21 protein-coding genes are annotated in these 22,470 nt (G+C 62.3%); 11 read left to right on the top strand and 10 right to left on the bottom strand.

What is annotated here, in order from left to right; all coding sequences use genetic code 11:
• Positions 1-104 precede the first annotated feature (104 nt).
• Genes HCR76_RS16690 through HCR76_RS16700 form a run of 3 tightly spaced genes read left to right on the top strand, consistent with a single transcriptional unit; the run spans position 105 to position 3,980 of the window.
• On the top strand, positions 105-1,415 hold the full coding sequence (locus HCR76_RS16690) for a hypothetical protein (protein ID WP_166986613.1): 1,311 nt from the start codon (positions 105-107) through the stop codon (positions 1,413-1,415).
• On the top strand, positions 1,399-2,475 hold the full coding sequence (locus tag HCR76_RS16695) for a DUF917 domain-containing protein (RefSeq protein WP_166986610.1): 1,077 nt from the start codon (positions 1,399-1,401) through the stop codon (positions 2,473-2,475). Before HCR76_RS16690 ends, HCR76_RS16695 begins: the two co-directional genes overlap by 17 nt.
• Positions 2,475-3,980 carry a helix-turn-helix domain-containing protein gene (locus HCR76_RS16700; protein ID WP_166986607.1) on the top strand — a complete coding sequence of 502 codons (1,506 nt, stop codon included), beginning with the start codon at positions 2,475-2,477 and terminating at the stop codon, positions 3,978-3,980. The genes HCR76_RS16695 and HCR76_RS16700 overlap by 1 nt, the downstream gene beginning before the upstream one ends.
• 25 nt (positions 3,981-4,005) lie before the next feature.
• On the opposite strand, the gene HCR76_RS16705 is transcribed toward HCR76_RS16700, so the two are convergent.
• Positions 4,006-4,494: an SRPBCC family protein gene (locus tag HCR76_RS16705; RefSeq protein ID WP_166986604.1), complete on the bottom strand. Its 489-nt coding sequence runs from the start codon at positions 4,492-4,494 to the stop codon at positions 4,006-4,008.
• Positions 4,491-4,841: an ArsR/SmtB family transcription factor gene (locus tag HCR76_RS16710; RefSeq protein ID WP_166986601.1), complete on the bottom strand. Its 351-nt coding sequence runs from the start codon at positions 4,839-4,841 to the stop codon at positions 4,491-4,493. The genes HCR76_RS16705 and HCR76_RS16710 overlap by 4 nt, the downstream gene beginning before the upstream one ends.
• Before the next feature lie 78 nt (positions 4,842-4,919).
• Between HCR76_RS16710 and HCR76_RS16715 the strand changes: the two genes are divergently transcribed.
• The 3 genes from HCR76_RS16715 (at position 4,920) to HCR76_RS16725 (ending at position 8,424) form a co-directional block, all read left to right on the top strand.
• Positions 4,920-6,305 (top strand): hypothetical protein, encoded by a 1,386-nt coding sequence (locus HCR76_RS16715; RefSeq protein ID WP_166986598.1) that lies wholly within the window; start codon positions 4,920-4,922, stop codon positions 6,303-6,305.
• 355 nt (positions 6,306-6,660) lie between these two features.
• Positions 6,661-8,019 (top strand): magnesium transporter, encoded by a 1,359-nt coding sequence (mgtE, locus tag HCR76_RS16720; protein WP_166986595.1) that lies wholly within the window; start codon positions 6,661-6,663, stop codon positions 8,017-8,019.
• Positions 8,020-8,064: 45 nt separating this feature from the next.
• Positions 8,065-8,424 carry a DUF6841 family protein gene (locus HCR76_RS16725; protein ID WP_166986593.1) on the top strand — a complete coding sequence of 120 codons (360 nt, stop codon included), beginning with the start codon at positions 8,065-8,067 and terminating at the stop codon, positions 8,422-8,424.
• A 169-nt stretch (positions 8,425-8,593) separates the two neighbouring features.
• On the opposite strand, the gene HCR76_RS16730 is transcribed toward HCR76_RS16725, so the two are convergent.
• The 7 genes from HCR76_RS16730 to HCR76_RS16760 form a co-directional block, all read right to left on the bottom strand.
• Positions 8,594-8,911: a hypothetical protein gene (locus tag HCR76_RS16730; RefSeq protein ID WP_166986590.1), complete on the bottom strand. Its 318-nt coding sequence runs from the start codon at positions 8,909-8,911 to the stop codon at positions 8,594-8,596.
• Between the two features lie 493 nt (positions 8,912-9,404).
• On the bottom strand, positions 9,405-10,487 hold the full coding sequence (locus HCR76_RS16735; protein ID WP_166986587.1) for a PDDEXK nuclease domain-containing protein: 1,083 nt from the start codon (positions 10,485-10,487) through the stop codon (positions 9,405-9,407).
• A 429-nt stretch (positions 10,488-10,916) separates the two neighbouring features.
• On the bottom strand, positions 10,917-11,873 hold the full coding sequence (locus tag HCR76_RS16740) for a carbohydrate kinase family protein (protein ID WP_244971431.1): 957 nt from the start codon (positions 11,871-11,873) through the stop codon (positions 10,917-10,919).
• A gap of 5 nt (positions 11,874-11,878) precedes the next feature.
• Entirely contained in the window at positions 11,879-12,760 is an 882-nt protein-coding gene (locus HCR76_RS16745; RefSeq protein WP_166986584.1) for a carbohydrate ABC transporter permease, read from the bottom strand.
• A gap of 2 nt (positions 12,761-12,762) precedes the next feature.
• Positions 12,763-13,701, bottom strand: coding sequence for a carbohydrate ABC transporter permease (locus HCR76_RS16750; protein WP_166986581.1), 939 nt, complete (start codon positions 13,699-13,701; stop codon positions 12,763-12,765).
• A 2-nt stretch (positions 13,702-13,703) separates the two neighbouring features.
• On the bottom strand, positions 13,704-15,026 hold the full coding sequence (locus HCR76_RS16755) for an ABC transporter substrate-binding protein (protein ID WP_166986578.1): 1,323 nt from the start codon (positions 15,024-15,026) through the stop codon (positions 13,704-13,706).
• Positions 15,027-15,239: 213 nt separating this feature from the next.
• A complete protein-coding gene (locus tag HCR76_RS16760; protein ID WP_166986575.1) occupies positions 15,240-15,956 on the bottom strand; it encodes an MBL fold metallo-hydrolase in 717 nt (238 codons plus the stop codon).
• A 53-nt stretch (positions 15,957-16,009) separates the two neighbouring features.
• Between HCR76_RS16760 and HCR76_RS16765 the strand changes: the two genes are divergently transcribed.
• Positions 16,010-16,597, top strand: a complete 588-nt coding sequence (locus HCR76_RS16765; RefSeq protein ID WP_166986572.1) for a TetR/AcrR family transcriptional regulator — start codon at positions 16,010-16,012, stop codon at positions 16,595-16,597.
• A gap of 112 nt (positions 16,598-16,709) precedes the next feature.
• On the opposite strand, the gene HCR76_RS16770 is transcribed toward HCR76_RS16765, so the two are convergent.
• Complete coding sequence (locus HCR76_RS16770; RefSeq protein ID WP_166986569.1) at positions 16,710-17,522, bottom strand: DeoR/GlpR family DNA-binding transcription regulator; 813 nt, start codon at positions 17,520-17,522, stop codon at positions 16,710-16,712.
• A 179-nt stretch (positions 17,523-17,701) separates the two neighbouring features.
• On the opposite strand from HCR76_RS16770, the gene melA reads away from it, so the two are divergent.
• From melA to HCR76_RS16790, 4 genes are all read left to right on the top strand, one after another.
• Positions 17,702-19,003 carry an alpha-galactosidase gene (gene melA, locus HCR76_RS16775; protein WP_166986566.1) on the top strand — a complete coding sequence of 434 codons (1,302 nt, stop codon included), beginning with the start codon at positions 17,702-17,704 and terminating at the stop codon, positions 19,001-19,003.
• Between the two features lie 132 nt (positions 19,004-19,135).
• Complete coding sequence (locus HCR76_RS16780; RefSeq protein WP_198248095.1) at positions 19,136-20,335, top strand: MFS transporter; 1,200 nt, start codon at positions 19,136-19,138, stop codon at positions 20,333-20,335.
• Complete coding sequence (locus tag HCR76_RS16785) at positions 20,332-20,934, top strand: DUF6518 family protein (RefSeq protein ID WP_166986549.1); 603 nt, start codon at positions 20,332-20,334, stop codon at positions 20,932-20,934. Before HCR76_RS16780 ends, HCR76_RS16785 begins: the two co-directional genes overlap by 4 nt.
• A gap of 107 nt (positions 20,935-21,041) precedes the next feature.
• Positions 21,042-22,418: an MFS transporter gene (locus tag HCR76_RS16790; protein WP_244971432.1), complete on the top strand. Its 1,377-nt coding sequence runs from the start codon at positions 21,042-21,044 to the stop codon at positions 22,416-22,418.
• Positions 22,419-22,470 lie beyond the last annotated feature (52 nt).

Here is a 22,470-nt window from a genome sequence, read left to right on the forward strand (position 1 = left end):
GTTCGCAAAAATCCGTCTTCGTAATGTCTTGCGAGAATCTACCCTCGCTCGATTCACGCCAACTATGCATTCTGCTGAATCTGTGATGCTGATACTGTGCAGAAATGCGAATCGGCATTTCCAGTGACAGCGAAGGGATGACGGGGGTTGCCGTCTTCCGAAGTGGTGCACGGGCATCCACGCGCATCAGATCCTCGACGTCATTCGCCGATCAGGTCGACACGTTGCTGCACGAACTCAAGGCCATCTGCTCGAAGGATGGCGATGCGATTACATCGATCACCATAGACGTCAGTGCCGCCCTCGAGCCGCAATTTACTTCGCCCGTCACCGTTGTGAGAATCTCACCCCGGCCTCCCCTAGACACCCACCGTGACGCGACCCAGGCTCCAGGATCTGGGTTTGCCACCGAGATCATTCACGCTGTCGGAGGGCACACGATTCTCGGTGAGCCCCTCCTCCCGCTCGACACGGAAGCTCTCGAAAGGTTCGCGCAGCAAACTCCGCGCGGTGCTCGATACGTCGTGACAGGTGTAGGCTCGCTCGTGAATCCAGCTCACGAGCTCCAGGCAGGTCGGATGCTTCTTGAGCACGCGGAACCGGAGAGCATCGAATACGCGCACCGGTTCTCCCACGGCTCCATTGCCATTCGGGAACGAACCGCACTGATCAACAGCTCATTACGTGAAGAGGCATCGGCGATGAGCACCTCACTCGGTGTCGTCGCCGACCGCATATTTCCACGGGCCCGCTTATTTGTGACAACAAACGACGGTGGCTCCGCACCGATCGCGAGCCTCGCCGACTCTCCCGTGCACTCGCTTTACGCGGGTCGACCAGCGGAACTCATCGGGGCGGCCGCCGTCTGCGGAGTTGACACGGGTGGCCTCATTGTCGCTGGACCACTCGGAGTCTTCTTCGGCGAGATCGCAGAGAGCGTCCCCTCTGTGATTCCCATTCATCGAGACGAAGCCGGAATGCGTGTGGCCACACAGACTGCAAACCTTCTGCCCGCCACAGATGCGCTTCTCGCACGCCAACGCACGGCTCCGACTGTGGTGGCACACGGAGGCATGGAACCCCCCGATCTGGGTGTCCCTGTGCACCAGCGAAGCGACCTTGATCTTCGTGCCGTCGGCGCAGCCTGCGTGCCGAGAACCGGATGGGCGAACCGCATTGTCAATGTCAGCAATGCGACCGAGATGCAACACGCACTCACGGCCGCACGTGCTCGCGTGGAAGCACGGCTCGTCGCGTCGGGCTCGTCGCCGTCCGACATTAGAATCCTCGAGTCCCGAGTCATCGCTACCGCGTACCAGCATCCACGCGTGGTATCGGTGCGCGTGCGTGGCGTTTCGAGCGAGAGCGCAGAATCAATTCTGCCGGAGGCGAGGGGCCATGGAACTCACGGCTGACGCCATTCGGCACCTGAGGTCGGGAGCTCTGTTTCTTGCATGCGCAGCCGATCACGACTGGTGCCATGAGCAGATGGACCGCATTCTCTCTCACATGGCGAAACACGAGACGACGGCGACATTGCAAGCTGTCGATGAGTTCGACGACGACGCGCTCATCGTCGCGGTTGGCTTTGTGAACTCCGGGCTTCCTCTTTCGGATCTTCAGCCAGTCGGTGATGAGTTCCTCACGAGTCTGCGGCTCGTGGAGGAGTCGCTTGGGCGACCGACTGCCGCCCTCATGCCGTTGGCTGCGGCAAACATCAACTCGCTCGTCCCCGTGCTCACCGGCATGCAAACGGGCGTCCCCGTTGTCGATGCCGATCCCATGGGACGAGTGTTTCCTCTGCTCTACCAGTCTGTATTCACACTGGCGGGTCTTTCCGCGGGTCCCATCGGCGCGACGGGACCCCTGGGAGACTCTGCGCTGCTCGACGTCGAGGACCCGCACCGCGCTGAACGATTGGTCCGCGCACTCGCTGGCGAGTTCGGCGGTTGGTCAGCCACAGCTCTCTACCCGATGCGGGCTAAGACACTCGCACTCAACGGCATTCTCGGGAGCGTTTCCCGAATGATTCACATCGGCGAGATTCTCGATTCACGGCTTTCAACGCGGGCGAAGCACGACTCTCTCAGGCGCGATGCAGGCGTGAAGCGGATCATCCGTGCACGCGTCAGCGACATCACAGGTCTCTCGCGTCCCGCGCCTCCGGGTCAACCGGATATGCCCTCGAGCGTCGTGCTCATCGAGGAATCGCAAGAACGCATTGTCCAGATCGAGATTCAGAACGAGCTCTTGATGGTGATGATAGACGGCGCGGTCGTCGCCGTGATCCCAGACATCATCACCATGCTGCGTCCCGAAGACGCGAGTGTAGCCAGTCTCGACGACCTCTGGGTCGGCAACATGCTCGACATCGTTGTTCTGCCAGCTGCCCCGCAATGGTATTCCCCTGAAGGGACCGCTCTCGTGGGCCCCGATGCCTTGCATTTGTGGCTTCGCTCACAAGGAGGTCGATAATGACGCCGAAGCCAGTCAGCGGACTCGTTGAGTTGCGCGACATCACCGGATCGCCGGAACTCTCCGGACTCAGAGAGCTTTACCTTGCGAATCCGTCAAGCCCTGTGCGAGCGCTTGCTCTCATCTCCGACATTGAAGAACTGATTTCCGTGGGCCCCGACACCGTCGCGCTCCTCACTCCCGATGTCGCTCGCGGCGGATGGATGATCTCCGCCGCCCTTCGCTACGCGTGGGAGCGTCGCGCATGCGCGATCATCGTGCCGGAGCAGTCGTTCACCCAGACGGTCATCGACCTCGCGCGGCGCCTTGAGGTATCGCTACTCACGACCAACCACGACATGCGCGCCCTCGCCATCGACGCGGCGGTTCAAATGGGTGTCGCACGTGCGGGATCACTCGCGCGTGTGAACAGATTCACCCAGAGGATCGCCCAGGCTCGCGACCTGCGGAGTGCACTTGCACTGACGTCGGATGAGCTCGATGGCGTTGACGCCCTCATCGAAACAGCGGGTGCTGTGACGCTCCGTTCGTCGTCATCGGAGGTGAAACCGACGGCGACTCGATCGCACGCTGACAGAGCGGAAATGGACGCTGGATACGAACGTGTTGCTGTCCCCATTACCTCGGTTGACTCCGAATTTGATGCGCTCGTCGCGTACGTTCCTGAAAGCGCAGCGTCACTTGCAGAACAGATTCTCGCTGCGGCAACGCCCTCTGTTCGTGCACTTCTCGCCGACGCACGATTGAAATCAACCCGCGATTCGCTCCCGGTTATCACCATCACAGCGCTTAGCGGAGATGCACGAGGCTCCGGGGTTGATGACCCGTCTCGGGAGGCACTCTTCGACGAGTTTGACTGGCTGGTGGGCGGAGCGTATTCCGCGGTCTTCATCATGTCGGACCTCCCCGAGCAAACGGGAACCGCCGTCCATCAACTGTGGAACGCCGTCGTGCCGACCGTTCCACTCGCGCGGTTGATTGACGGATGGATTGGATTTGTTCCCGAGTCAGCCGGTCGAACTCGTGGCCAATTGCTGCAGCGCATGCGGCAGCACATGGAACGGCTCCGAAAACTCGAAGTCCGTGTTGGCATCTCGGCCGAGCACTCCTCGCCACAGCAGGCTCTGAGAAGTGTTCGAGAAGCGTGGCTTGCTGCACGCACTGCAGACCCACTCGACACGAGCGGCGCAGCTCTCGTCGAGTTCGAACAGCTTTCTGCACGCCTTCTCCCTCAGCTTCTGCCGTATCGTCTCGCCGAGCAGATCGGGGAACTTGTAATCCCCGACCTGCTCGCCGATCCTGCCGCAGACGAGCTCATGCGCGCGGTCGTCGTGTATCTGTCACACCACGGTTCCGCTTCGGCCGCTGCCGAGCAGCTGGGTGTACACCGCAATACTCTTCAGACGCGACTCAAGCGTGCAGAAAAGCTCGGCGTCCCGCTTTCGCACCCAGAAAACGTGCTACCGATGCACATGCTACTTTCCGGGCTGCTTCGCGGTCGCTAGCGCGTTTTTGGGCGTTCTCCGCAGGCTATCCCTCGGCGAGAATCGCGTCGATCTGCCCCATCGCCTCGGCCATGCCTTCTTGCATGCCCATCGCAATCAAACGCTCAAGCTGCTCAGAACTCGAGAACTGCGTCAGTACGGTCATGCGTGTGCCAGCATCCGTCGGCTCGAACGTCACGGTGATGTGCGCATGATCGTTGGGATCGATGGGCTCCCCGGCGTTGTCGCTGAAGCCGTCGTCGAAGTCCAGGCGATGCCGCTCGTCGATCGCCGTGAAGCGGAACCAGGCGTGGGAGCGATCTCCCGCGGGGCCGGTCATGTAGTAGCGACTCTGCCCGCCAACCTCGAACTCGTGCCTGTGGAACGTCGCCGGGTATGTCGGCGGACCCCACCAGCGCTCGAGCTGCCGCGGATCCGCCCAAAGCTGCCATGCGCGCTCGGGCGCCGCCGCGAGCTCGGTGGCGATCGTGAGCGTGAGCGCTTCAGCATCCGTCGTGCTTGTTGTTACTGTCATGATGTCTCTCCTGATGTGTCGTCGTTGACGATGTCGTGCATGCGAGCGATGCGCCCGCGCCAGATGGCCTCGTACTCGTCGAGCAACGCAGACGCGCGCTTCACCGCATCCGGATTTCCGTACACCAGCTGCTCCCGTCCACGACGCTGCTTGGTGACGAGACCTGCCCGCTCAAGCACCGCAACGTGCTTCTGCACGGCAGCGAAGCTCATGGCGTAACCCCCAGCCAGCGCAGACACCGACAGAGACTGCGCCATCACGCGCTCCACAATGTCTCGCCGCGTCGCATCTGCCAACGCCTGGAAGATGCGATCCACGTCGCCGTCACTCATCCTTTGTACAACCATTTGGTTGTACATTAGCATCGCAAACATTCTCGTACAAGAGGGGACTGGAAAATCGTCACCGCAGTATGATCAACTCAAATGACGCCGCCAGATGACAATACGGATGCTGATAGGCAGCCGGGCTCACGCGACGAACCCGACCACGAGCCAACGTCGCGCGTCGAACTCGATCTCGGACTGACGGGGCGCGTTCTCGACTGGGCAAACACCCTCACCTGGGGCCTCACAGCAGGTGCCGGTATGGGCACCTGGCTCACAGTGTGCCTGGGAATGACCCCGGTCTTCGGCTCTGACCCGCTGGAGTCTGACCGCATCACACGCCTCGCATTCACCACCTTCATCACAGCTGCCGGCGTGTTCTTCCTCGTGGCGAGCACTGTCTCTGCGCTGCGCACGCTTTATTACGCCCAGCGCGTCGGCGAAGCGACGCGCGAGCCAGACTCGCCGCCCGCTGTCGATTACCAAGCCTGGGCAGCAGTCGGAACGACAACGTTCGGCAAGGCATTCGTCGGCTGGTTCGCTCTAGCGATTGTCATCCTCAGCGTTGGTGCGCTGATGACTTTCGCCGCTATTGCGTTTCTCGCCGAAGGTGAACCAGGGTCGAGCACGCTCATTGCCTTGGGCCTTGCCGTCGGGTCTGTCGCGGTAGGCATCGCTCTTATCATCGCGGTCAAGCGGATGCGGTCACTGCGCACGCGCCTCTGCCCCGACGATCCGCGCGACAAGCGACATCCGCATCCGCGGAATGCGCAACGTGTTCCCAACCCGGCATCCCGGTCGCACCGTGCAGTCATTCGCACCCAGACGATCGTGCTCAATTCTGCAATTGCCGCGCTCCTCGGCGGCATTGTCTCGTTTGTCATCTGGGGCGTCCTCACCGGCCAGGCCGTGATGATCGGCGGTCGCGTGCGAGCGCTCCCCGAAGCCGTGCACAGTGACCTTTCGCTGGCCGATATCGCCGCACAAAGTGTTGTCGCGACGATTCTCGCGGTGACGGCGATCGTTTGTGTGGTTCTTGTTTTCGTCGTGATCGTGCTGGGCGGGCTTCGCCGTTCCATCGCCCTTCGCGCTCTTGTGCCGCACGCCTCGTCGTCTGACGTTCACGAGACTCGTCCGCGGAAGGCCGTCTCAGAAGATGCACTGACACCGTACTCCGGAACGCGCAGAGCGACGGGAATCGTTGGAGCCGTCGCGGCATGGATCTTTGTCGCGGCAGCATCGCCGCTGTCAACGGTGATTACGATCATGACCCCTGCGGCACTTGTCGGCGCTGGCGTTCTTGCCATTGTGGCGATGGGGGTCGTCGACATTGCCACGGAGCCTCGCTCGCGGCACACCCGCAACCTCCTCCTTGCCGCGTGGCCGTCGGCACAGGCATTCACCACCCGTTTCGTCCCTTCGAAGACGACGAGCGGGCAGAAGTCCACGGGCGCCCAGAAGTCGGCAGACAAGGGAACAGTCTGAGGTCTCGACTGACGGTGCTGTCGTGCAGGTGCCACCACCGACGTGCGCACATGCTACGCTCGGGGCGGCCGTTCTCACGGCCGACGCAGCACGCCACAATCAGTGGCCGTGCGCACAGAGCGAAGGCGAGGTGAGTGACCCATGGACGGTGATAGTTCTCATCGCAGACCGGGCACCGCAGTCGCTCCGCACATGACCTCACTCTAGAGTCGCAGTCGGCGCGGGCGGTCCCCCGGTTTTCCCGCCATCCGAAAATCTGACCGGATCTCGCGCGGCGTCCAATCGCGCTCGTCGAGGTGATTCGGTTGCGCGCTGGCTGCATCCGCTCCGCGCGCCGAGCGAGAGGAGTCCGACCATGACTGTGGACTTCAACAACGACATGACCGGTGCGATCGACACGATCTCGCAGCAAATCACCTCCAGCAACCTGACCGGCGTTGCCGAATCTGTTGTCGGTTTGCCGACACGAGAGCTCGTCGACATCTGCGAACGCCTGAATGTGAAGCAGCGTGCTGTGGTCTTCCGCCTGCTGCCAAAACAGCAGGCGCTCGAGGTGTTCGAGACGCTCGCACCTCCACTGCAGAGCGATCTGGTCTCGGCACTGCGCGACTCCGAAGTGGCGTCGCTCTTTGCGGGGCTCGACCCCGATGACCGCGTATGGCTGCTCGACGAGCTCCCCGCGGGCGTCGCCCCTCAGCTGCTGCGTGGTCTGCCGGACCGCGAACGCGAGTTGACGGCCGTCGTTCTCGGGTACCCGCAAGACAGCATCGGGCGGCGAATGAGCCCGGAGTACGTCACGACGCACCCCGGTCTGAGCGTGACGCAGACTCTCGCGCGCATTCACGCAGGGCTGGAGCACGCCGAGACGATCTACACGGTGCCGGTTCTCGACGATGGCCGTCGCGTTGTGGGAATTGTGAGCCTGCGCAACCTGATGTCGGCATCGGGCGACACCCTCATCGACGAGCTGATGAAGTCGCCGCACACCGTGAAAGCGACGGCTGATGTCGAGGATGCCGCGCGAGTCTGCGCTGATCTCGGTCTGCTTGCCCTGCCCATCGTTGACAGCGAATCGCGGCTTGTCGGCATCCTGACCATTGACGATGCCGTGCGCATTCTTGAAAACGAAGAGACAGAGGATGCTGCTCGCCAGGGCGGTGTCGAGCCGCTGCGCCGGCCGTACCTGTCGACGCCGATTCGCAGCCTCGTGCGCTCACGCGTTCTGTGGCTTCTCGTTCTCGCGGTCGGAGCGACGCTCACGGTTCAGGTGCTTGAGGTGTTCGAAGACACGCTGAACGCGGTCACCGTTCTCGCCCTGTTCGTTCCGCTGCTCATCGGCACCGGAGGAAACACGGGAAACCAGGCGGCGACAACGGTGACGCGTGCGCTCGCGCTCGGCGACGTGCGGTCGCGAGACATTCTGCGCGTGCTCGGGCGCGAGATGCGCGTGGGGTTCTTTCTCGGTCTCATGCTCGGAACGCTGGGTTTCGCCGTTGCGACGCCGGTTTACGATCTGGGAATCGGCGTCACAATCGGACTGACGCTCGTCGCGGTGTGTACGGTCGCGGCAACGATCGGTGGAATCATGCCGCTGGCCGCGCACGCGATTCGTGTCGACCCCGCTGTGTTCTCGAACCCGTTCATCTCGACGTTCGTCGACGCGACCGGGCTGATCATCTACTTCCTCATCGCGATGGCAATTCTGCAGATTTGAGAGCCCTCGAGTGACATCGTCAGCGGTCGGCGTTATGGTGGCCACATGAGTGCGACAGAGACGACGCAGACATTCTTCGACGCATACGCTCAGGCGTTGCTCGACCGCGACGCGGCGGCCATTGCGCAGCTCTACGCGGTGCCCTCGCTCATTCTCTTTCCGGGCCAGTCCATCGCCGTGACGAGCGTCGAGCAGACCGAGCAGTTCTTTGCCTCGTCGTTCGAGCAGTACCACGGAGTCTCTGAGGCCCACTCAGACATCACCGTGGTTGCCGAAGCGGAGCACAGCCTCTGGGCCGACGTCACGTGGACGTACGGCGGCGAGCGTCGGGAGCGGTTCATCTACCAGCTAGTTCGCGCCGATGATGTGTGGACGATCGCCGTGCTCACCCCGACCAGCTTGTAGAACCCGACCCGCTTTCTCTCTAGGCTCTGGAGGCTGGTGCAGCCCCGACTGTGCACGACAGCGTTGGTGATGTCAGGCTCGTCGCGGCGCCCCAGTGGTGGAAAGAGTGACGATCAATGAGATCGCCCGGTGTAGTGGATGGTGGTGACGTTCTGAATAGTTTGAGCAGCTAGTTGCGGAGTCGCCTGTGAACGCGCGGGGAGAACGCTATTGCGGCCTGCCGCACTCGAACGTGCGGGCGCCGAGATCCATAGGGTTGCAGATAATTGCCATAGGCAATCACATCGCGCTCGAGTATCTGCTCAGGATTGTCGATGTGGAGGCGGTCGAGGTTTTTCTTGTCGACCAGTATTGCGACATCGTCAGCTGCATTATAGAGGCGAATCATGAGACTGCCCCATCGTGTGGGAACGTACCCTCCGACCTTTCCCCACACGATGAGCTGTCTATCGAGATATTCCTCTGCGATTGCCTTAGTGGCGTGCACGATGATGTCTGATGCAGCGGTCGGCGGCTTCGTCCCCAGAACTAGCTCGAGATGTTTGGGGAGAACGCCAGTAACGAGATCGACTAGCAGCGTCGAGAATGATCGTTGAGTGGATGTGTCCAGCTGATGCTTGCTGGGATCGGTGCAATGACGACGAGTGAGCTTCCCAGGTGTTTTGGGGCTAGGCTGGTGACGTCGATCCGGCCCCTGTGAAGGCACGGCTAGTCCTAGCCTCATAGTCCAACGCTGTGGCGGTGCCCCTTGGATATGGTTATGCCCGACGTCTCCCGGGGCGTCCTTTGATCGCTCGGAGCCCGCATCGCAGTCCCGTTTGTGATGCGCAGCGAACGCCGCAGATCGCTTGTCGCTGTGTAATGCAGTGGCCCAGACTTCAGCACCACACTCGTCGCCGTTGGGTAGCTCCCCCGAACACCAGAGAGGTGGGAGCGTATTCATCGCACGTGCTTGATCGATCGTTACGAGGCCGCCGCTATCAGTCCTTGCCACGTCCACGGACGATTCCTTCCTCGAGCAGGGCGGCGATACCTTCGGGCTTCTGTGCGAGCTCTTCAGTGAAGGCGCGGGCAATAGTCTCTTCATCGGGGAGCGCCGCTTGGGCTTCCCGAGTCAGCTCATACCGGCTCACAGCCATGGGCTGCGTTGTCGAAGCGAGAGCGTAGCGAACGACGGCGTCGTTCTTACCTGCCACAAGCATGATCCCAACGGTAGGCTCGTGCTTGTCTGGGATGCGCAGCTTGTCGTCAACGAGGGTAACGTAGAACCCAAGCTGACCGGCATCACGTGGGTCAAACTTGCTCGTCTTCAGCTCGATCACGATGTACCGGAGTTGCTCGACGTGGAAGAACAGCAAATCTACGTAGAAGTCGTCTCCGTCGACGTCGAAGTGTACTTGACGACCAACAAAGGCGTAACCGGGGCCGAGTTCTCGGAGAGTGTCGATAATGCGGTCGACGAGGCGTCCTTCAAGCTCGCGTTCTCCCGCGTCACTATCGATGGCGAGGAAATCCAGCGTGTAGGGGTCCTTCGTCAACTGCTGTGCCAGTTCTGAGCCTCGCTGTTCGAGAACTCCACTGAAGTTTGCCGGAGCGGCGGATTCGCGTTCGTGAAGTTTTGTCGTGATCTGGTGGGCGAGGACTGGACGACTCCAACCGTTTACGACGTCTTTCTCGGCGTACCAGTCACGCAGCTCGCGGTCCTGAAGCTTGTCGAGGAGTTCGATGATGTGGCCCCACGGCAATTCGCCAACGGGTCGTTGGCGAATTAGGCCTTCGTTCGGCCAGGCGATCGTAAACCGGCGCATGTAGCGAAGATTCGCTACAGAAAAGCCCTTCATAGATGGAAACTCTGCCCGGAGGTCGTGGGCGAGGCGGTGAAGGATGCCGGTCCCCCATTGTTCCGTACTTTGGCGTTGCAGAATCGTTCGTCCGAGTTTCCACCACAACATCAGAAGCTCGGTATTTGCCTTCCGCTGTGCTTGGAAGCGTGCGGCGCGGACATGTCGCTTCAGTTCATCGAGTGTCATTGCATAGTTGGATGAAGTGATCGTGCCAGTCATCAGTTCCCCTCAGGCCGTTTCTCGCCACACGGACACGACGAGTGCCCCATCGTGTAAATCGGGCAGAGCATTCGGCCGCTTCTCTGTTACAGCACACCCGGCAGCGTCCGACCTCATCGAGGGCTCGACGTCGGCCTCCCGACCTGTGGTATTCATGCCAGCAGTCTTCCAAAGCCCTCAGACATTGCTCCGATGCAAACGACGAGATGGCAAAGAATGTGACACGGAGACACGTGTGATCAGAGAGTTCTCCGACTCTGTGTCACGTACTCGGACATGCTCATCAGATCACGATCGACCCGCATACGTGAAACAACGCTGAAGCCAAGGGTGACGTCCGGATCGCGGCCGACGCCGAAGCTCGGGTTGAATTCCACCCCGAGACAGAGACGTTTGCGTCTCTTCATTTCATCCGAATCACAGTGCCGGTCAGACGCTTGGGATACCTACGCCATCAAGTGTCATGGTGAGCTCAGACAAGTGAATCTGAGCACCCGTTCCACCCGACCGTGTCACCGAGTGCGAGCCAGCAAGCGTCGCCCATCTCAGCCGCTCGTCTTCGTCGTCGACCCCGTGCGCCATCGCAGCAATGTACGCCGCGTTGAAGCTGTCGCCTGCACCCGTTGTATCGACGACGCTGACATCGGGAACATCGACGGAGTGCACGTGTCCTCGCGGCGTCGCGACGAGCCCACCGTCTGAGCCGCGCTTCACAACGACGACGGGTCCGAGCTTCGCGAGCGACAGGGCGATGTCTTCGTCAGACCCGGCAGGATCGTCGGCGTAGCCTGCGCCCACCGCACGCAGCTCCTGCCTGTTGGGCATGAAGTAGGTGATGCGCGGCAGCACGTCGTCGAGCCCCGTCCACTGCTCGCTCGGATCCCAGTTTGTGTCAACACTCGTGGTGATTCCGGCGGCAGCAAGCGAATCCAAAAGCGAGGGAAGGCCTGAGGCCAGCTCGGGCACAAGGAAGTAGGAGGAGAAGTGCACGTGCTTCGGCCGCGCACGTTCGATACTCGTACGCACGGCGTCGATCGACAGCGTCGGAATCACGCCAGGAAATGTGAAGATGGAACGATCGTCCGGCTGCGACAGAATCACCGAGATTCCCGTTGAGCCGTCGGGTGATTTCAGAACCTCCGAGGTGTCGATGCCACACTCGGCAAGATACTGCTCGGTGAGTGTTCCGAAGTAGTCGGCTCCGACCGTGGCGAGAAGCCCCGTATCGACGTCGAGCTTGACAAGACCGGCCGCCACAATTGATGCGCTGCCGCCGAGCACAAGGTCGGCTGATGACAGAAGCTGCTCCGCCTGCCCGAAACGCGGCTTGACGTCGCCTCTCAGAATGAAATCGGGGTTCGTGTCTCCGACGACCAGTGTGTGCACCGGAATTATCCTTTCAGTCCTGAGAACGTCATTGTCTGGATGAATTGCTTCTGAGCAAAGAGGAAGAAGACGACGAGGGGCAGCACCGCGATGACGTTACCTGACATCAGCAGCCCCCACTCGGTCTGTCGCGCACCTTGGAAGTTCGCGATCCCGAGCTGCATCGTGAATGACGACGGATCGTTGATCGCGATCAGGGGCCAGATCAGGTCGTTCCACGAGCCGAGCAACGTGAAGATCGACAGCGTCGCAAGGGCCGGCTTCGCGAGCGGCAGCACGATCCGGAAGAAGATTCCCCAGCGCGTGCACCCATCAAGCATCCCTGCCTCTTCAAGTTCAACCGGGATGCTGAGGAAGAACTGGCGCATCAGGAAGATGCCGAACGCCGTGGCCAACCACGGCACCATGGCGGCGCCGAGTGTATTGATGAGGCCGAGCTTTGAGAAGAGGATGTAGGTCGGGATCATCAGAAGCTGCGTCGGCAGCATGATCGTCGAGACGATCAGAAGGAATCCCATGTTTCGTCCGTGGAACTTCAACCGTGCAAATCCATACCCGGCGAGCGAGCAGAGCACGATGTGCGCGAGGATCGCGACCCCTGAGACGATGACCGAATTCATGAGCCATTGCAGGATGTTTGTCGTCGCGAAGAGCTTGGCGAAGTTCTCGAACGTCACCGTCGAGGGAACGAAGGGCGGCGGAAACTGCACGAGTTCTGATGCCGGCGACAGCGCAGCCATGATCATCTGCACGAACGGGATGACGAAGACGAGGGCGATCGGGGCGAGCACGAAGTGCCAGCCGCTGATGCGCCGACGTCGACGTCTTCGTGATGGGGCGACTGCGGCCAGCGGCGTCACTCCGACGGCTTCTTGTGTGGCGACCATGGTCAGAACGCCTCCGTTTTCGAGCGCCGCGAGTAAATGACGACGGCGAGTGTGATGAGCAGGGTCAGAGCGAAGAGCACGTACGCGCTCGCTGAACCGTAGCCGAATTCAAGTCCCTTGAACGCGCTCTCCCACACGAAGTACACGATCGTCTTCGTGGAGTCGAGAGGTCCGCCCTTTGTCGTGGTGAACACGAGGTCGAACAGTTTGATGGCCTCGATCATCTGCCAGATCGTGACGAAGACAGTCACGGGGGCGAGTTGCGGCCACACCACTCGCCAAAACGACTGCCACCGGTTCGCCCCGTCGATGCGGGCCGCCTCGAGGAGCTCGTTCGGCACGTCCTGCAACGCGGCAAGATAGATGACGGTCGTGAATGCGGCCTGTCCCCACAGCGACATGATCGCGATCACGACCATCGCCTGCGCCGGATCTTCCAACCATTGCTGCTGAGGCAGGCCAATGACACGCAAGACGTTATTGACGACACCGAACTGCGGGCTGAAGAGATAGGTGGCGAGAATTCCTGTCGCGGCCGCCGACGCGACGAAGGGCACGAAGATCGCCGTGCGGTAGATGCCGATGAAACGGATGCTGCGATTCAACGCCACGGCGAGAAACAGCCCGGCCAGCACAGACGACGGCACGAACAACACGGTGTAAAAGAGCGTGTGCATCACAGAGTCGAGGAACTCCGGGTCGCCCATGAGCCGGGCGTAGTTGTCGCCGCCGACGAACGTCGCGTCGCTGAAGCCGTCCCACTCCTGCAGCGAGAGGATGAACGCCCAGACGGCGGGGAAGATCGAGAGCCCGACGACGATGAGCGTCGCGGGGCCGACGAACGTCCACCCCTCGAAGAAGCGGCGTGCGCGCTTGGTGCGGCCGGGGGCCTCGCCCTTCTGCGAGGCCCGCGGCGCCACAAGCATCCGAGTCTGGCTCATTTCTACTTCGATTCCCCGAGCTTCTCGTTCGCTTTCTCGGCGGCGGCCTTCAATGCTTCTGCCGGGTCTTTCTGACCCTGCAGCACCTGCGAGATCGCACTGCCGATGGCCTCAGAGAGGTTGACGTATCCGGGAACCGTCGGGCGCGCCTGCTTCGCGTTCTCGTTGTTCGCAGCCATGGTGTCGAGGCCAGGGTACGCGGCCGCCTGCTCCTTGAACTCCGCCGAGTCCACCTCGCTTGATCGCAGCGGCAGGTTGCCGATTGCTACGTTCCAGCGCACGTCCTGCTCAGCATCCGTCAGCCACTTCACGAACTCATACGACCAGTACTCGCGGTTCTTGTCTTTGTGGTCGAAGAGCGCCCAGATGTCGGGGCCAGACACCGTTTGGTGATCGCCGTCCGTACCGGGCAGAACGGTGACTCCGTAGTCGGTGCCAGCCTTCACCAGGTCATACAGCTGCCACGGGCCCGAGGTGATCATGCCGATGCGGTCGCTCGCAAACAGCTGACCGAACTTGGTGTCCGTCTGGTCGAGGTAGACGCTCTTGTCGGTCACCGCCATGCCCTGCAGGTACGTGAGCGCCTTCACTCCCGCATCAGAATCGAACGCAGCCGATTTCTCATCGTCACTCAGAATCTCGCCGCCGTTCTGCCACAGGTGCGGCCAGAACTGCCACGTCGTCTCTTCTGACCCCGACACGGAGTAGCCGTAACCGTACGTGTTGGACTCGGCATCCGTCAGCTTCTTCGCCGCGTCGCGGAAGTCATTCCAATCCCAGCTCTCGTCTGGGTAGTCGACGCCAGCTTTGTCGAACACCGTCTTGTTGTAGATGAGCGAGAGGTTGTCGACGATCGCGGGGAATCCGATGGTCTTCTCCCCGGTCGGCTGCACGGTTGCGCGAGCCGCGTCAGAGAACTCGTCCCACTTCACGTCGGGCTCGCTCACCTTGTCTGTGATGTCGAGCGTGCGACCGGATGCTTCGAGCTGACTCGCCCAGGCGCCGAACGAGTAGGAGATGTCGGGGTAGCTGTTTCCGGCAAACCCGGCAGAAAGCTTCTGCAGCAGCTGCTCTGTCGACGATGCGCCGGCCGAGAGATCGATCGTGACATTCGGATGCTCGTCTTCGAACTCCTTCGCCAGGGTTTCGATGAGGTCTTGGGCTTCGTCTGTCTGCCCCGACCACATCGTGATTGTCACGTCGGCGTCTTTGTCGAGCGTTGTCGCGCCCTGCTGGGCGCTGCAGCCCGACAGCACCATGATGCCCGCGGTCGCAAGTGCCGCACCGGCAAGTGCTGTGCGTTTGAGCTGTGGGTGATACGTCATTGTTGACCCTTTCGGCTTCACCTATGAAGGGATCGGGAAGCTGACATTTCAGGTGAGCGGATGCTTCCCGTCACTGAGAATGTGGCATAACGTATCGATTTGAGCAATCATTCGCTCACAAAATAGAGCGTTCCAGTCACTCTGACTGATCATTACGCGCTCGCGGCCCGCCAATCGAGCTTCTGGCGGACTGACGGACTCGACTCTTCGCGGTCAGGCCTCCGCGACATCCCGGTAGGCAGAAAGCACCTCGGCGATACCCCCATGCCAGGGCTTGCCATGCCCGGGAATCACCCAGTCGACGTTCAATCTTTCAAGGCGGACGAGCGACGAGAGCGCCGCCGCCTGATCATCGGTGAACGGCGCAGGCTGCGGGCCCTGCTTGCCCGTGAGAACGTGGCCGGTTGTGAGTCCGTCTCCGACAAACACTGCCGAGACGTCGGGCACGTGAATCGCGATGCTGCCGGGCGAGTGGCCGGGTAGGCCGATGACCTCGGGAGAACCGGGCAGATCAAGCACCTGCCCGTCGGCCACCTCGCGCACCTCGGTCAGATAGCGCGTACGCAGGCCGCCCTGACGGATTGCGTAAGCGAGAAACCGGAGCACAGGGCCGATGCGCATGCCACCCCACGTAGGTTTTGTCGATTCCTCGCCGCGTGCGCGGGCCGCATCGGCGGCATGCACAAAAACCGGCACGCCGTAGTCACTGCGCAGCCGCTCGGCAAAGCCGATGTGATCGCTGTCGCCGTGCGTGAGCACAACGCCGCGAATGTCAGATGGGGTGCGACCGATCGCTGTGAGTTCACGCTTCAGGTCGTTCCAGTGCCCGGCAAGCCCTGCGTCAATCAGCGTGATGCCGTCGTCTCGAACGACGAGGTGTGCCGCAACGATGTCGTTGCCAATGCGTCGCAGTCCTGTGGTGAGTTCCATAATGGCTACGATACATAGCCATGATGGCTATGCGCAATAGCTATACTGGAAAAATGCCGACACCCGACCGCACTTCGCTGCCCGCCATCGTCGCCGCCGGACTGCACGTTCTTGAGACGAACGGTCTCAGTGCCGTGACAATGGCAGCGGTTGCTGCGCGCGTCGGCGTGCGCCCCCCATCGCTGTACAAGCGTGTTCGCAATCGTGACGCACTGATCCGCTTGATTGCCGAGTCGGTCGCTGCCGACCTGGGCGAGAGTCTGGAAGCCGCCGACCCGGGGGGTCCGGGTACACCAGGCGCCGATCCGCACGTGCGACTCTCGTCGATCGTGCGTGAGCTTCGCTCGTTCGCGTGCGAACGCCCTGCGGCATATCGCCTCATATTCACACCACTCGGCACTGGCGACGAGGTCTCGCCCGAGGTACTCGAGTCAGCGAGCGTGCCTCTCTTCGACATCGTGGCAACACTCGTCGATCCCGATCGTGTGCTCCTCGCCGCCCGCACACTCACCGCGTGGGCGACGGGCTTTATCGCGATGGAGACTTCGGGCGCCTTCCGGCTGGGGGGCGACGTCGATGCTGCATTCGAGTACGGGATCGAGAGCATTTCTGCCGCCCTGACGCGGCCGTCGTCAGCCTAAGTCGTTCACGCATTCGGAACTTCTCGCGATAGCACGCGTGTCGTGCGCACGTATACGGCGTTTCGCCGAGAACTTCCGAATGGCTGAACACCGAGGGCAGGAGAGACAGTGCTTAGGCGCGCACGCGGTGAATGCGCACCCCCAGCCGTTCGATCTTCGCCAGCTCCTGGGGATCTGCCGCGTCGTCAATGACGAGGTCGCTGATCTCGCTGAGCTCAGCGACGCGAGCGAGACGCACTTCTCCGAGTTTCGTGCTGTCTGCGACAACGACAACGCGACCGGCGTGCGTCACCATCGAGCGGTTTGTGCGCGCTTCGGTGTCGTCAAACGTCGTGAGCCCGTTCGCCGCGGTGATGCCGTCTGCGCCGATCACCGTCATGGCGACGTTTATCGCGTTGAGCGCACCCTCAGCGAGCGTTCCGACCAGCTCAAACGACGTGGGGCGAATCACACCGCCGGTCATGACAACCTTCACCTTGCTGCGCGAGGCGAGCTCATATGCCGTCGTAAGCGAATTTGTGACAATCGTGAGGTCGGTGCGCGATGTCAGGTTGCGCGCCACCTCGGCCGCCGTGCTTCCGCCGCCGATCGCGATTGCCTGTCGCCCTCCCGGAATCAGCTCCGCCGCTTTGCGGGCTATCGCTACCTTTGCGTCGCGCTCTGCCCCGTCGCGATAGCGCACGGGCAGCTCGGCCTTCATCTCTGTGGCCTGCGCACCCCCGTGCGTGCGAGTCAGGAACCCCTGCGACTCAAGCAGCGCCAAGTCGCGCCGGATCGTCGCCGGAGATGAATCGAGGTTTCGCGTGAGCTCGACGAGCGACACCGACGACGACTCGGCGAGCGCGGTGAGAATCGCCGACAGCCGCTTCGAGCGTTTTGCCGAGGCGACGATCGGCTGGCCCCCAGATGAAATGACGTGGTTCATGCGTCATATTTGACCACATATTCGCTCAGGAAAGCGATCGTTTTGCGCAAGAGAATGTTCACTCCTCGCCAGTTTCACCCGGTTTCTCCCCGTTGTCGCGCGCCGAGAGCTTCCCCGTTCCGCTCACCAAGAGTGACTGTTTTGCACACTAATGTGATCGATGTGGTCACAATGCTTGTATGACACGCGTGACTTTCATCGGCGCAGGAAGCGTCGTATTTACCAAGCAGCTGCTCACCGACCTGCTGCGATACCCCGAGTTCGACGAGATCGAAATCGCCCTGCACGACATCGATGATGAGCGACTGCGTGTCGCGAAGGCGACAGCCGCTTACGTATCGAAGCGTCTCGGCGCCCACGCCCGTGTGACAGCATCCGCCGATCGCCGCGAGGCCCTCGCCGGTGCGGACTTCGTGATCAATATGATTCAGGTGGGCGGCGTCGAGGGAACACGTGCCGATCTTGAGATTCCCGCTCGCCACGGTCTGCTGCAGACGATCGGTGACACCACGGGAGTCGGCGGCGTGTTTCGCGGACTCCGCACGTTCCCCGTGCTCACGGGCATTCTGCATGACATGGAGCAGATCTGCCCGAACGCCTACTTCCTCAACTACACCAACCCCATGACCATGAACGTGTGGTGGGCAAACGTCGTCGCTCCCAGCATCCGCACCGTGGGCCTCTGCCACAGCGTCTATTGGACCGCGCACGACCTCGCCGAGCTCGTCGACCTCGACGTCGCCGACACGCAGTATCGCGCCGCGGGGCTCAACCACCAGTCGTGGCTGCTCGAGTGGACGCACAACGGCGAGAGCCTATACCCGCGCCTCGAGCAGCGCATCGCCGACGATCCTGAGCTTCAGCGTCGTGTTCGGGCCGAGATCTTCCGTCGCGTCGGCTATTACCCCACCGAAACAAGCGAGCACTCCTCCGAGTACCTCTCGTGGTTTCTGCGCTCGGAGTCTCAGCGTGAGAAGTACCGTCTGCAACCGCTCGAATATCTGCAGATCAGCGAAGACAACGTCACCGAGTTCGAACAGACGCGGACTGCGCTCGACGCCGGGCACGACATCGAGCTTCTCGACGAGGCATCCGAATACGCTCCGCAGCTCATCCACTCGCTCGTCACGGGAACGCGGCGCGAGATCCACGCCAACCTGCCCAACGCCGGACTGATCAGCAACCTCCCCGAGGCCGAGGTCGTCGAGGTGCCGTGCGTTGTCGACGCCGAGGGCATCCATCCCGTCGCGATGGGCGACCTGCCCATCGAGTGCGTCACCGTCAACCGCCCATACGCTGCCGTCGCGGGTGCCGCCATCGAGGCCGCTCGTCGCGAAGAGCCCACGCTTGTGCGCCAGGCGCTCCTCGCCGACCCCAACGCCATGTCGAGCGTCACACCCGAGACGCTCTGGCGCATCTGCGACGAGCTCACCGATGCGCACGCGGCGCACCTGCCCGCGGGCCTGCTGAGCCGAGCCTAGCCACCACGAACGCTGATGGATGCTGTCGCTCGACGCGACAGCATCCATCAGCGTCTTTGTGCCCGAACCGTCCCGGTAAGCTGTGCCGAGTGCCCGGTTCGAGGAGGGCATGGTGCGACGACGGGAGGCCACGTGACCGAGCGCAAGCCGTCTGTGTGGACACTTCCCGGCATTCCGCCCTTGCTGATCACCACGGCCCTGGCGTTCAGCGGCTTCTCGCTGCTTCTGCCCGTTGCCCCGCTCTGGGCGACGATGGGCGGCGCCGACAGCTTCGGCAGCGGTCTCGTCAACGGTCTGCTCATGCTCTCGACAGTCGCGACGCAGATGCTCGTGTCTCCCGGACTGCGAGTGCTCGGCTGGTCACGGATGCTGGTGATCGGGCTGCTCTGCCTTGGGCTTCCGTCTGCGCTTCACCTCTTCTCTGACCAGTTGCCGCTGATTCTCGGGCTCGCCATCGTGCGCGGCGTCGGATTCGGCATCATCACCGTGTGCGGGTCGTCTGCTGTCGCAGCGCTTGTCGAGCCGAAGCGGCGAGGGCGGGCAATCGGTGCCTATGGCCTCGCCATTGCCGTGCCGCAGTTCGTGCTCGTTCCCGCCGCTCCGTGGCTCGCAGAGCAGGTGAGCCCGGCGCTCGTCTTCGGTCTCGGCATCGCGCCGGCGCTGGCTGTGCCGTTCGCCATCGTGCTGGGGCGCCGCCTCGCCACGGTGCCGCCGCCGCAGACCTCCGCGATCGACATCAACCCGCAGGGCTCGCGCATCGCCGCCGTGCGCACACGCGCCGTCGTCATGCCCATCGTTGCGCTGCTCACCATCACGTGCACGGGCGGGGCCGTTCTCACGTTTGCGCCGTCGATGCTCGAGAACACCACGACAGCGGTAGTCGCTCTTCTCGCGCTCACCGGTCTCGGCGCTCTCTCTCGCTGGATCTTCGGCGGCATCGCCGACCGCTTCGGTGCCCGCCGCTTTATCGCGCCGCTTCTGGTTGTCGCCGCCATTGGCGCAGCCGGCCTCGCCGTCGGACTCACGGGCAACACGGATGCTCTCGCCACAACGCTGCTTCTTGTCGGCGCCGCGCTCATCGGCACGGCGTACGGCGGCCTGCAGAACGTCACGCTCGTCGAGGCGTTCGCTGCCGCGGGCGATCGATCACGCAACGTCGTGAGCGTTGTCTGGAACGCGGGCTTCGACCTCGGAACGGGCCTCGGCTCGGTTGTTGTCGGCACCATCGCGACGGCGAGCTCCTTCCCCACGAGCTTCGTCGTGCTGGCCATCGCGAGTGTCGTCGTCGCCGCGCTCGTGGCGTTGCTGCGCCCGCGAGTGGAGCCGCGATGACGTCCCGTCGCAGGCTCGCGCGCGCTCTTTCGAGCATTGCCGGCGTGCTCGTGGCCAGCATCCTGCTCGGCGGCCTGACATCGTTCGCCCAGCAATTCCTTCCCAGCTGGTTCTCGTCGTTCGCCAATTCTGCGAGCGGCTGGACGCTGCTCACCGTCGCGCTGATCTTTTTCGCGCGCCGCAGTTGGTGGGAATCGGCACTCCTGGGCGCAGCGAGTTTTGTGCTGCTCACCCTGGGCTACGCCGCGGTGTCGACGCTGCGCGGATTCGTCTATGACCCAACACTGTTCTCGATCGTCGGGCTCGTCGCCGGTCCGTTTATCGGGGTCGCAGCATGCTGGATCCGTGGCCGAGCCTTTCGCGCATCGGCCGCCACGGCACTTCTCGCGGGCATCGGCACGGGTGAAGCTGTCTACGGACTTACCGTGGTCGGCGACACGACGAGCCCTGTGTACTGGGTATTCATCGGCGTCGTCGCCCTTGCACTCGTGGTCTTCATGATCGCACGTCGGATACGCCGCGCACTGCCGATTGCCGTCGCTCTCGTTGGCACCCCACTCATTGCGTTGGCGTTCAACACCTCGTTCAACATGCTGTAGCCGTCACACGGGGTTCACAAGATATCTCAGGTCGTATATGATTTGAGCCGTCCTTCTGCACGGCCGACCCGACCTGCACAGCACGACAAATGACAAGGGAGTCACCGATGTCTGACGCATCGAACGTTGCCTCGCAGGCAACCCAAACCGACATGAAGAGAGTCGCGGTCGCGACCATCATCGGCACGACGATCGAATGGTACGACTTCTTTCTCTACGCCAATGCGGCCGGCCTGCTCTTCGCTTCGCTGTATTTCGAACCACTGGGCCCGCAGGCTGCCATTCTTCTCTCGTTCGCCTCCGTCGGCGTGAGTTTTCTCTTCCGACCGCTCGGCGCGTTCATCGCCGGACATCTCGGCGACAAGATCGGCCGCAAGACCATGCTGGTGTGGACGCTCATTCTCATGGGAGCATCCACAACGCTCATCGGCCTGCTGCCCACGCACGCCGTCATCGGCGCAGCGGCACCGATCATCCTCGTGCTTCTGCGTATTCTGCAGGGACTGTCCACGGGAGGTGAATGGGGCGGCGCCGTGCTTATGGCCGTCGAGCATGCACCCGCCGATAAGCGCGGACGCTTCGGTGCGTTCCCGCAGATGGGCGTTCCGCTCGGACTGCTGCTGGCGTCGGGAGTTCTCGCACTCATGACCGGTGTTATCTCCCCCGGTGAGGCGTTCGTCGAGTGGGGCTGGCGCATCCCGTTTCTGCTGAGCATCGTGCTCGTCGTCGTCGGAATCATCGTGCGCCGCAGCGTCGAGGAGTCGCCGGTCTTCGCCGAGATGGCGGCGAAGAAGGAGAAGGCGCAGATGCCGATCATCCAGTTGTTTCGCAAGCACTGGCTGCTCGTGATCCTCGCCGCCCTCACGTTCGCCGGCAACAACGCGGCGGGCTACATGACGACGGGCGGATTCTTGCAGGGCTACGCCACGCGGCCCCTCGATGAGGGCGGACTCGTCGGCATGGAGCGCACTCCTGTTCTCATCGCCGTCACCGTCTCCTCCGTGGTATGGCTGGTATTCACGTGGTTCGGCGGCTGGCTCTCAGACAAGATCGGGCGCCGCAAGACCTACATCACCGGTTGGATCGTCTTTCTCATTACCGTGTGGTTTCTTTTCCCACTCGTCGAGACCGGCAGCGCGTGGCTGTTCTTCGCGGGGATCGCCCTCTTCACAATCGGCAACGGGCTCACCTACGGCCCCCAGGCTGCGTATTTCACCGAGCTGTTTCCCGCGTCGATCCGTTACTCCGGCGTCTCAATCGCCTACGCGATCGGCACTGTACTCGGCGGCGCATTCGCCCCGCTGATCTCCGCGTGGATCGTGCAGACGACCGGCACCTCCCAGGCCGTCGCCTGGTACATTGCGGGCGTCATGGTCATCGCGTTCATCGCGACGCTGCTGCTGCGCGACCGCACGCGCATCCCGCTCGGTCCAGAACACGAGGCGGAGCAGGCCAAGCACCCCATCTACGGCTTCAGCAAGTAGCCGCGACTTCACAAGAGAAGGCGGGCGGATGCTGTCGCAGCACCCGCCCGCC

Origin of the sequence: Paramicrobacterium chengjingii (genome assembly GCF_011751765.2) — a bacterium.
GTDB lineage: Bacteria > Actinomycetota > Actinomycetes > Actinomycetales > Microbacteriaceae > Paramicrobacterium > Paramicrobacterium chengjingii.

Coding starts and splice junctions, on each gene's coding strand:
- HCR76_RS16770 (WP_166986569.1), bottom strand. CDS start 17,522: ATGAACCACGTCATTTCATCTGGGGGCCAGCCGATCGTCGCCTCGGCA.
- HCR76_RS16750 (WP_166986581.1), bottom strand. CDS start 13,701: ATGAGCCAGACTCGGATGCTTGTGGCGCCGCGGGCCTCGCAGAAGGGC.
- HCR76_RS16695 (WP_166986610.1), top strand. CDS start 1,399: ATGGAACTCACGGCTGACGCCATTCGGCACCTGAGGTCGGGAGCTCTG.
- melA (WP_166986566.1), top strand. CDS start 17,702: ATGACACGCGTGACTTTCATCGGCGCAGGAAGCGTCGTATTTACCAAG.
- HCR76_RS16700 (WP_166986607.1), top strand. CDS start 2,475: ATGACGCCGAAGCCAGTCAGCGGACTCGTTGAGTTGCGCGACATCACC.
- HCR76_RS16715 (WP_166986598.1), top strand. CDS start 4,920: ATGACGCCGCCAGATGACAATACGGATGCTGATAGGCAGCCGGGCTCA.
- HCR76_RS16745 (WP_166986584.1), bottom strand. CDS start 12,760: ATGGTCGCCACACAAGAAGCCGTCGGAGTGACGCCGCTGGCCGCAGTC.
- HCR76_RS16705 (WP_166986604.1), bottom strand. CDS start 4,494: ATGACAGTAACAACAAGCACGACGGATGCTGAAGCGCTCACGCTCACG.
- HCR76_RS16790 (WP_244971432.1), top strand. CDS start 21,042: ATGTCTGACGCATCGAACGTTGCCTCGCAGGCAACCCAAACCGACATG.
- HCR76_RS16725 (WP_166986593.1), top strand. CDS start 8,065: ATGAGTGCGACAGAGACGACGCAGACATTCTTCGACGCATACGCTCAG.
- HCR76_RS16785 (WP_166986549.1), top strand. CDS start 20,332: ATGACGTCCCGTCGCAGGCTCGCGCGCGCTCTTTCGAGCATTGCCGGC.
- HCR76_RS16690 (WP_166986613.1), top strand. CDS start 105: ATGCGAATCGGCATTTCCAGTGACAGCGAAGGGATGACGGGGGTTGCC.
- HCR76_RS16710 (WP_166986601.1), bottom strand. CDS start 4,841: ATGGTTGTACAAAGGATGAGTGACGGCGACGTGGATCGCATCTTCCAG.
- mgtE (WP_166986595.1), top strand. CDS start 6,661: ATGACTGTGGACTTCAACAACGACATGACCGGTGCGATCGACACGATC.
- HCR76_RS16735 (WP_166986587.1), bottom strand. CDS start 10,487: ATGACTGGCACGATCACTTCATCCAACTATGCAATGACACTCGATGAA.
- HCR76_RS16765 (WP_166986572.1), top strand. CDS start 16,010: ATGCCGACACCCGACCGCACTTCGCTGCCCGCCATCGTCGCCGCCGGA.
- HCR76_RS16760 (WP_166986575.1), bottom strand. CDS start 15,956: ATGGAACTCACCACAGGACTGCGACGCATTGGCAACGACATCGTTGCG.
- HCR76_RS16755 (WP_166986578.1), bottom strand. CDS start 15,026: ATGACGTATCACCCACAGCTCAAACGCACAGCACTTGCCGGTGCGGCA.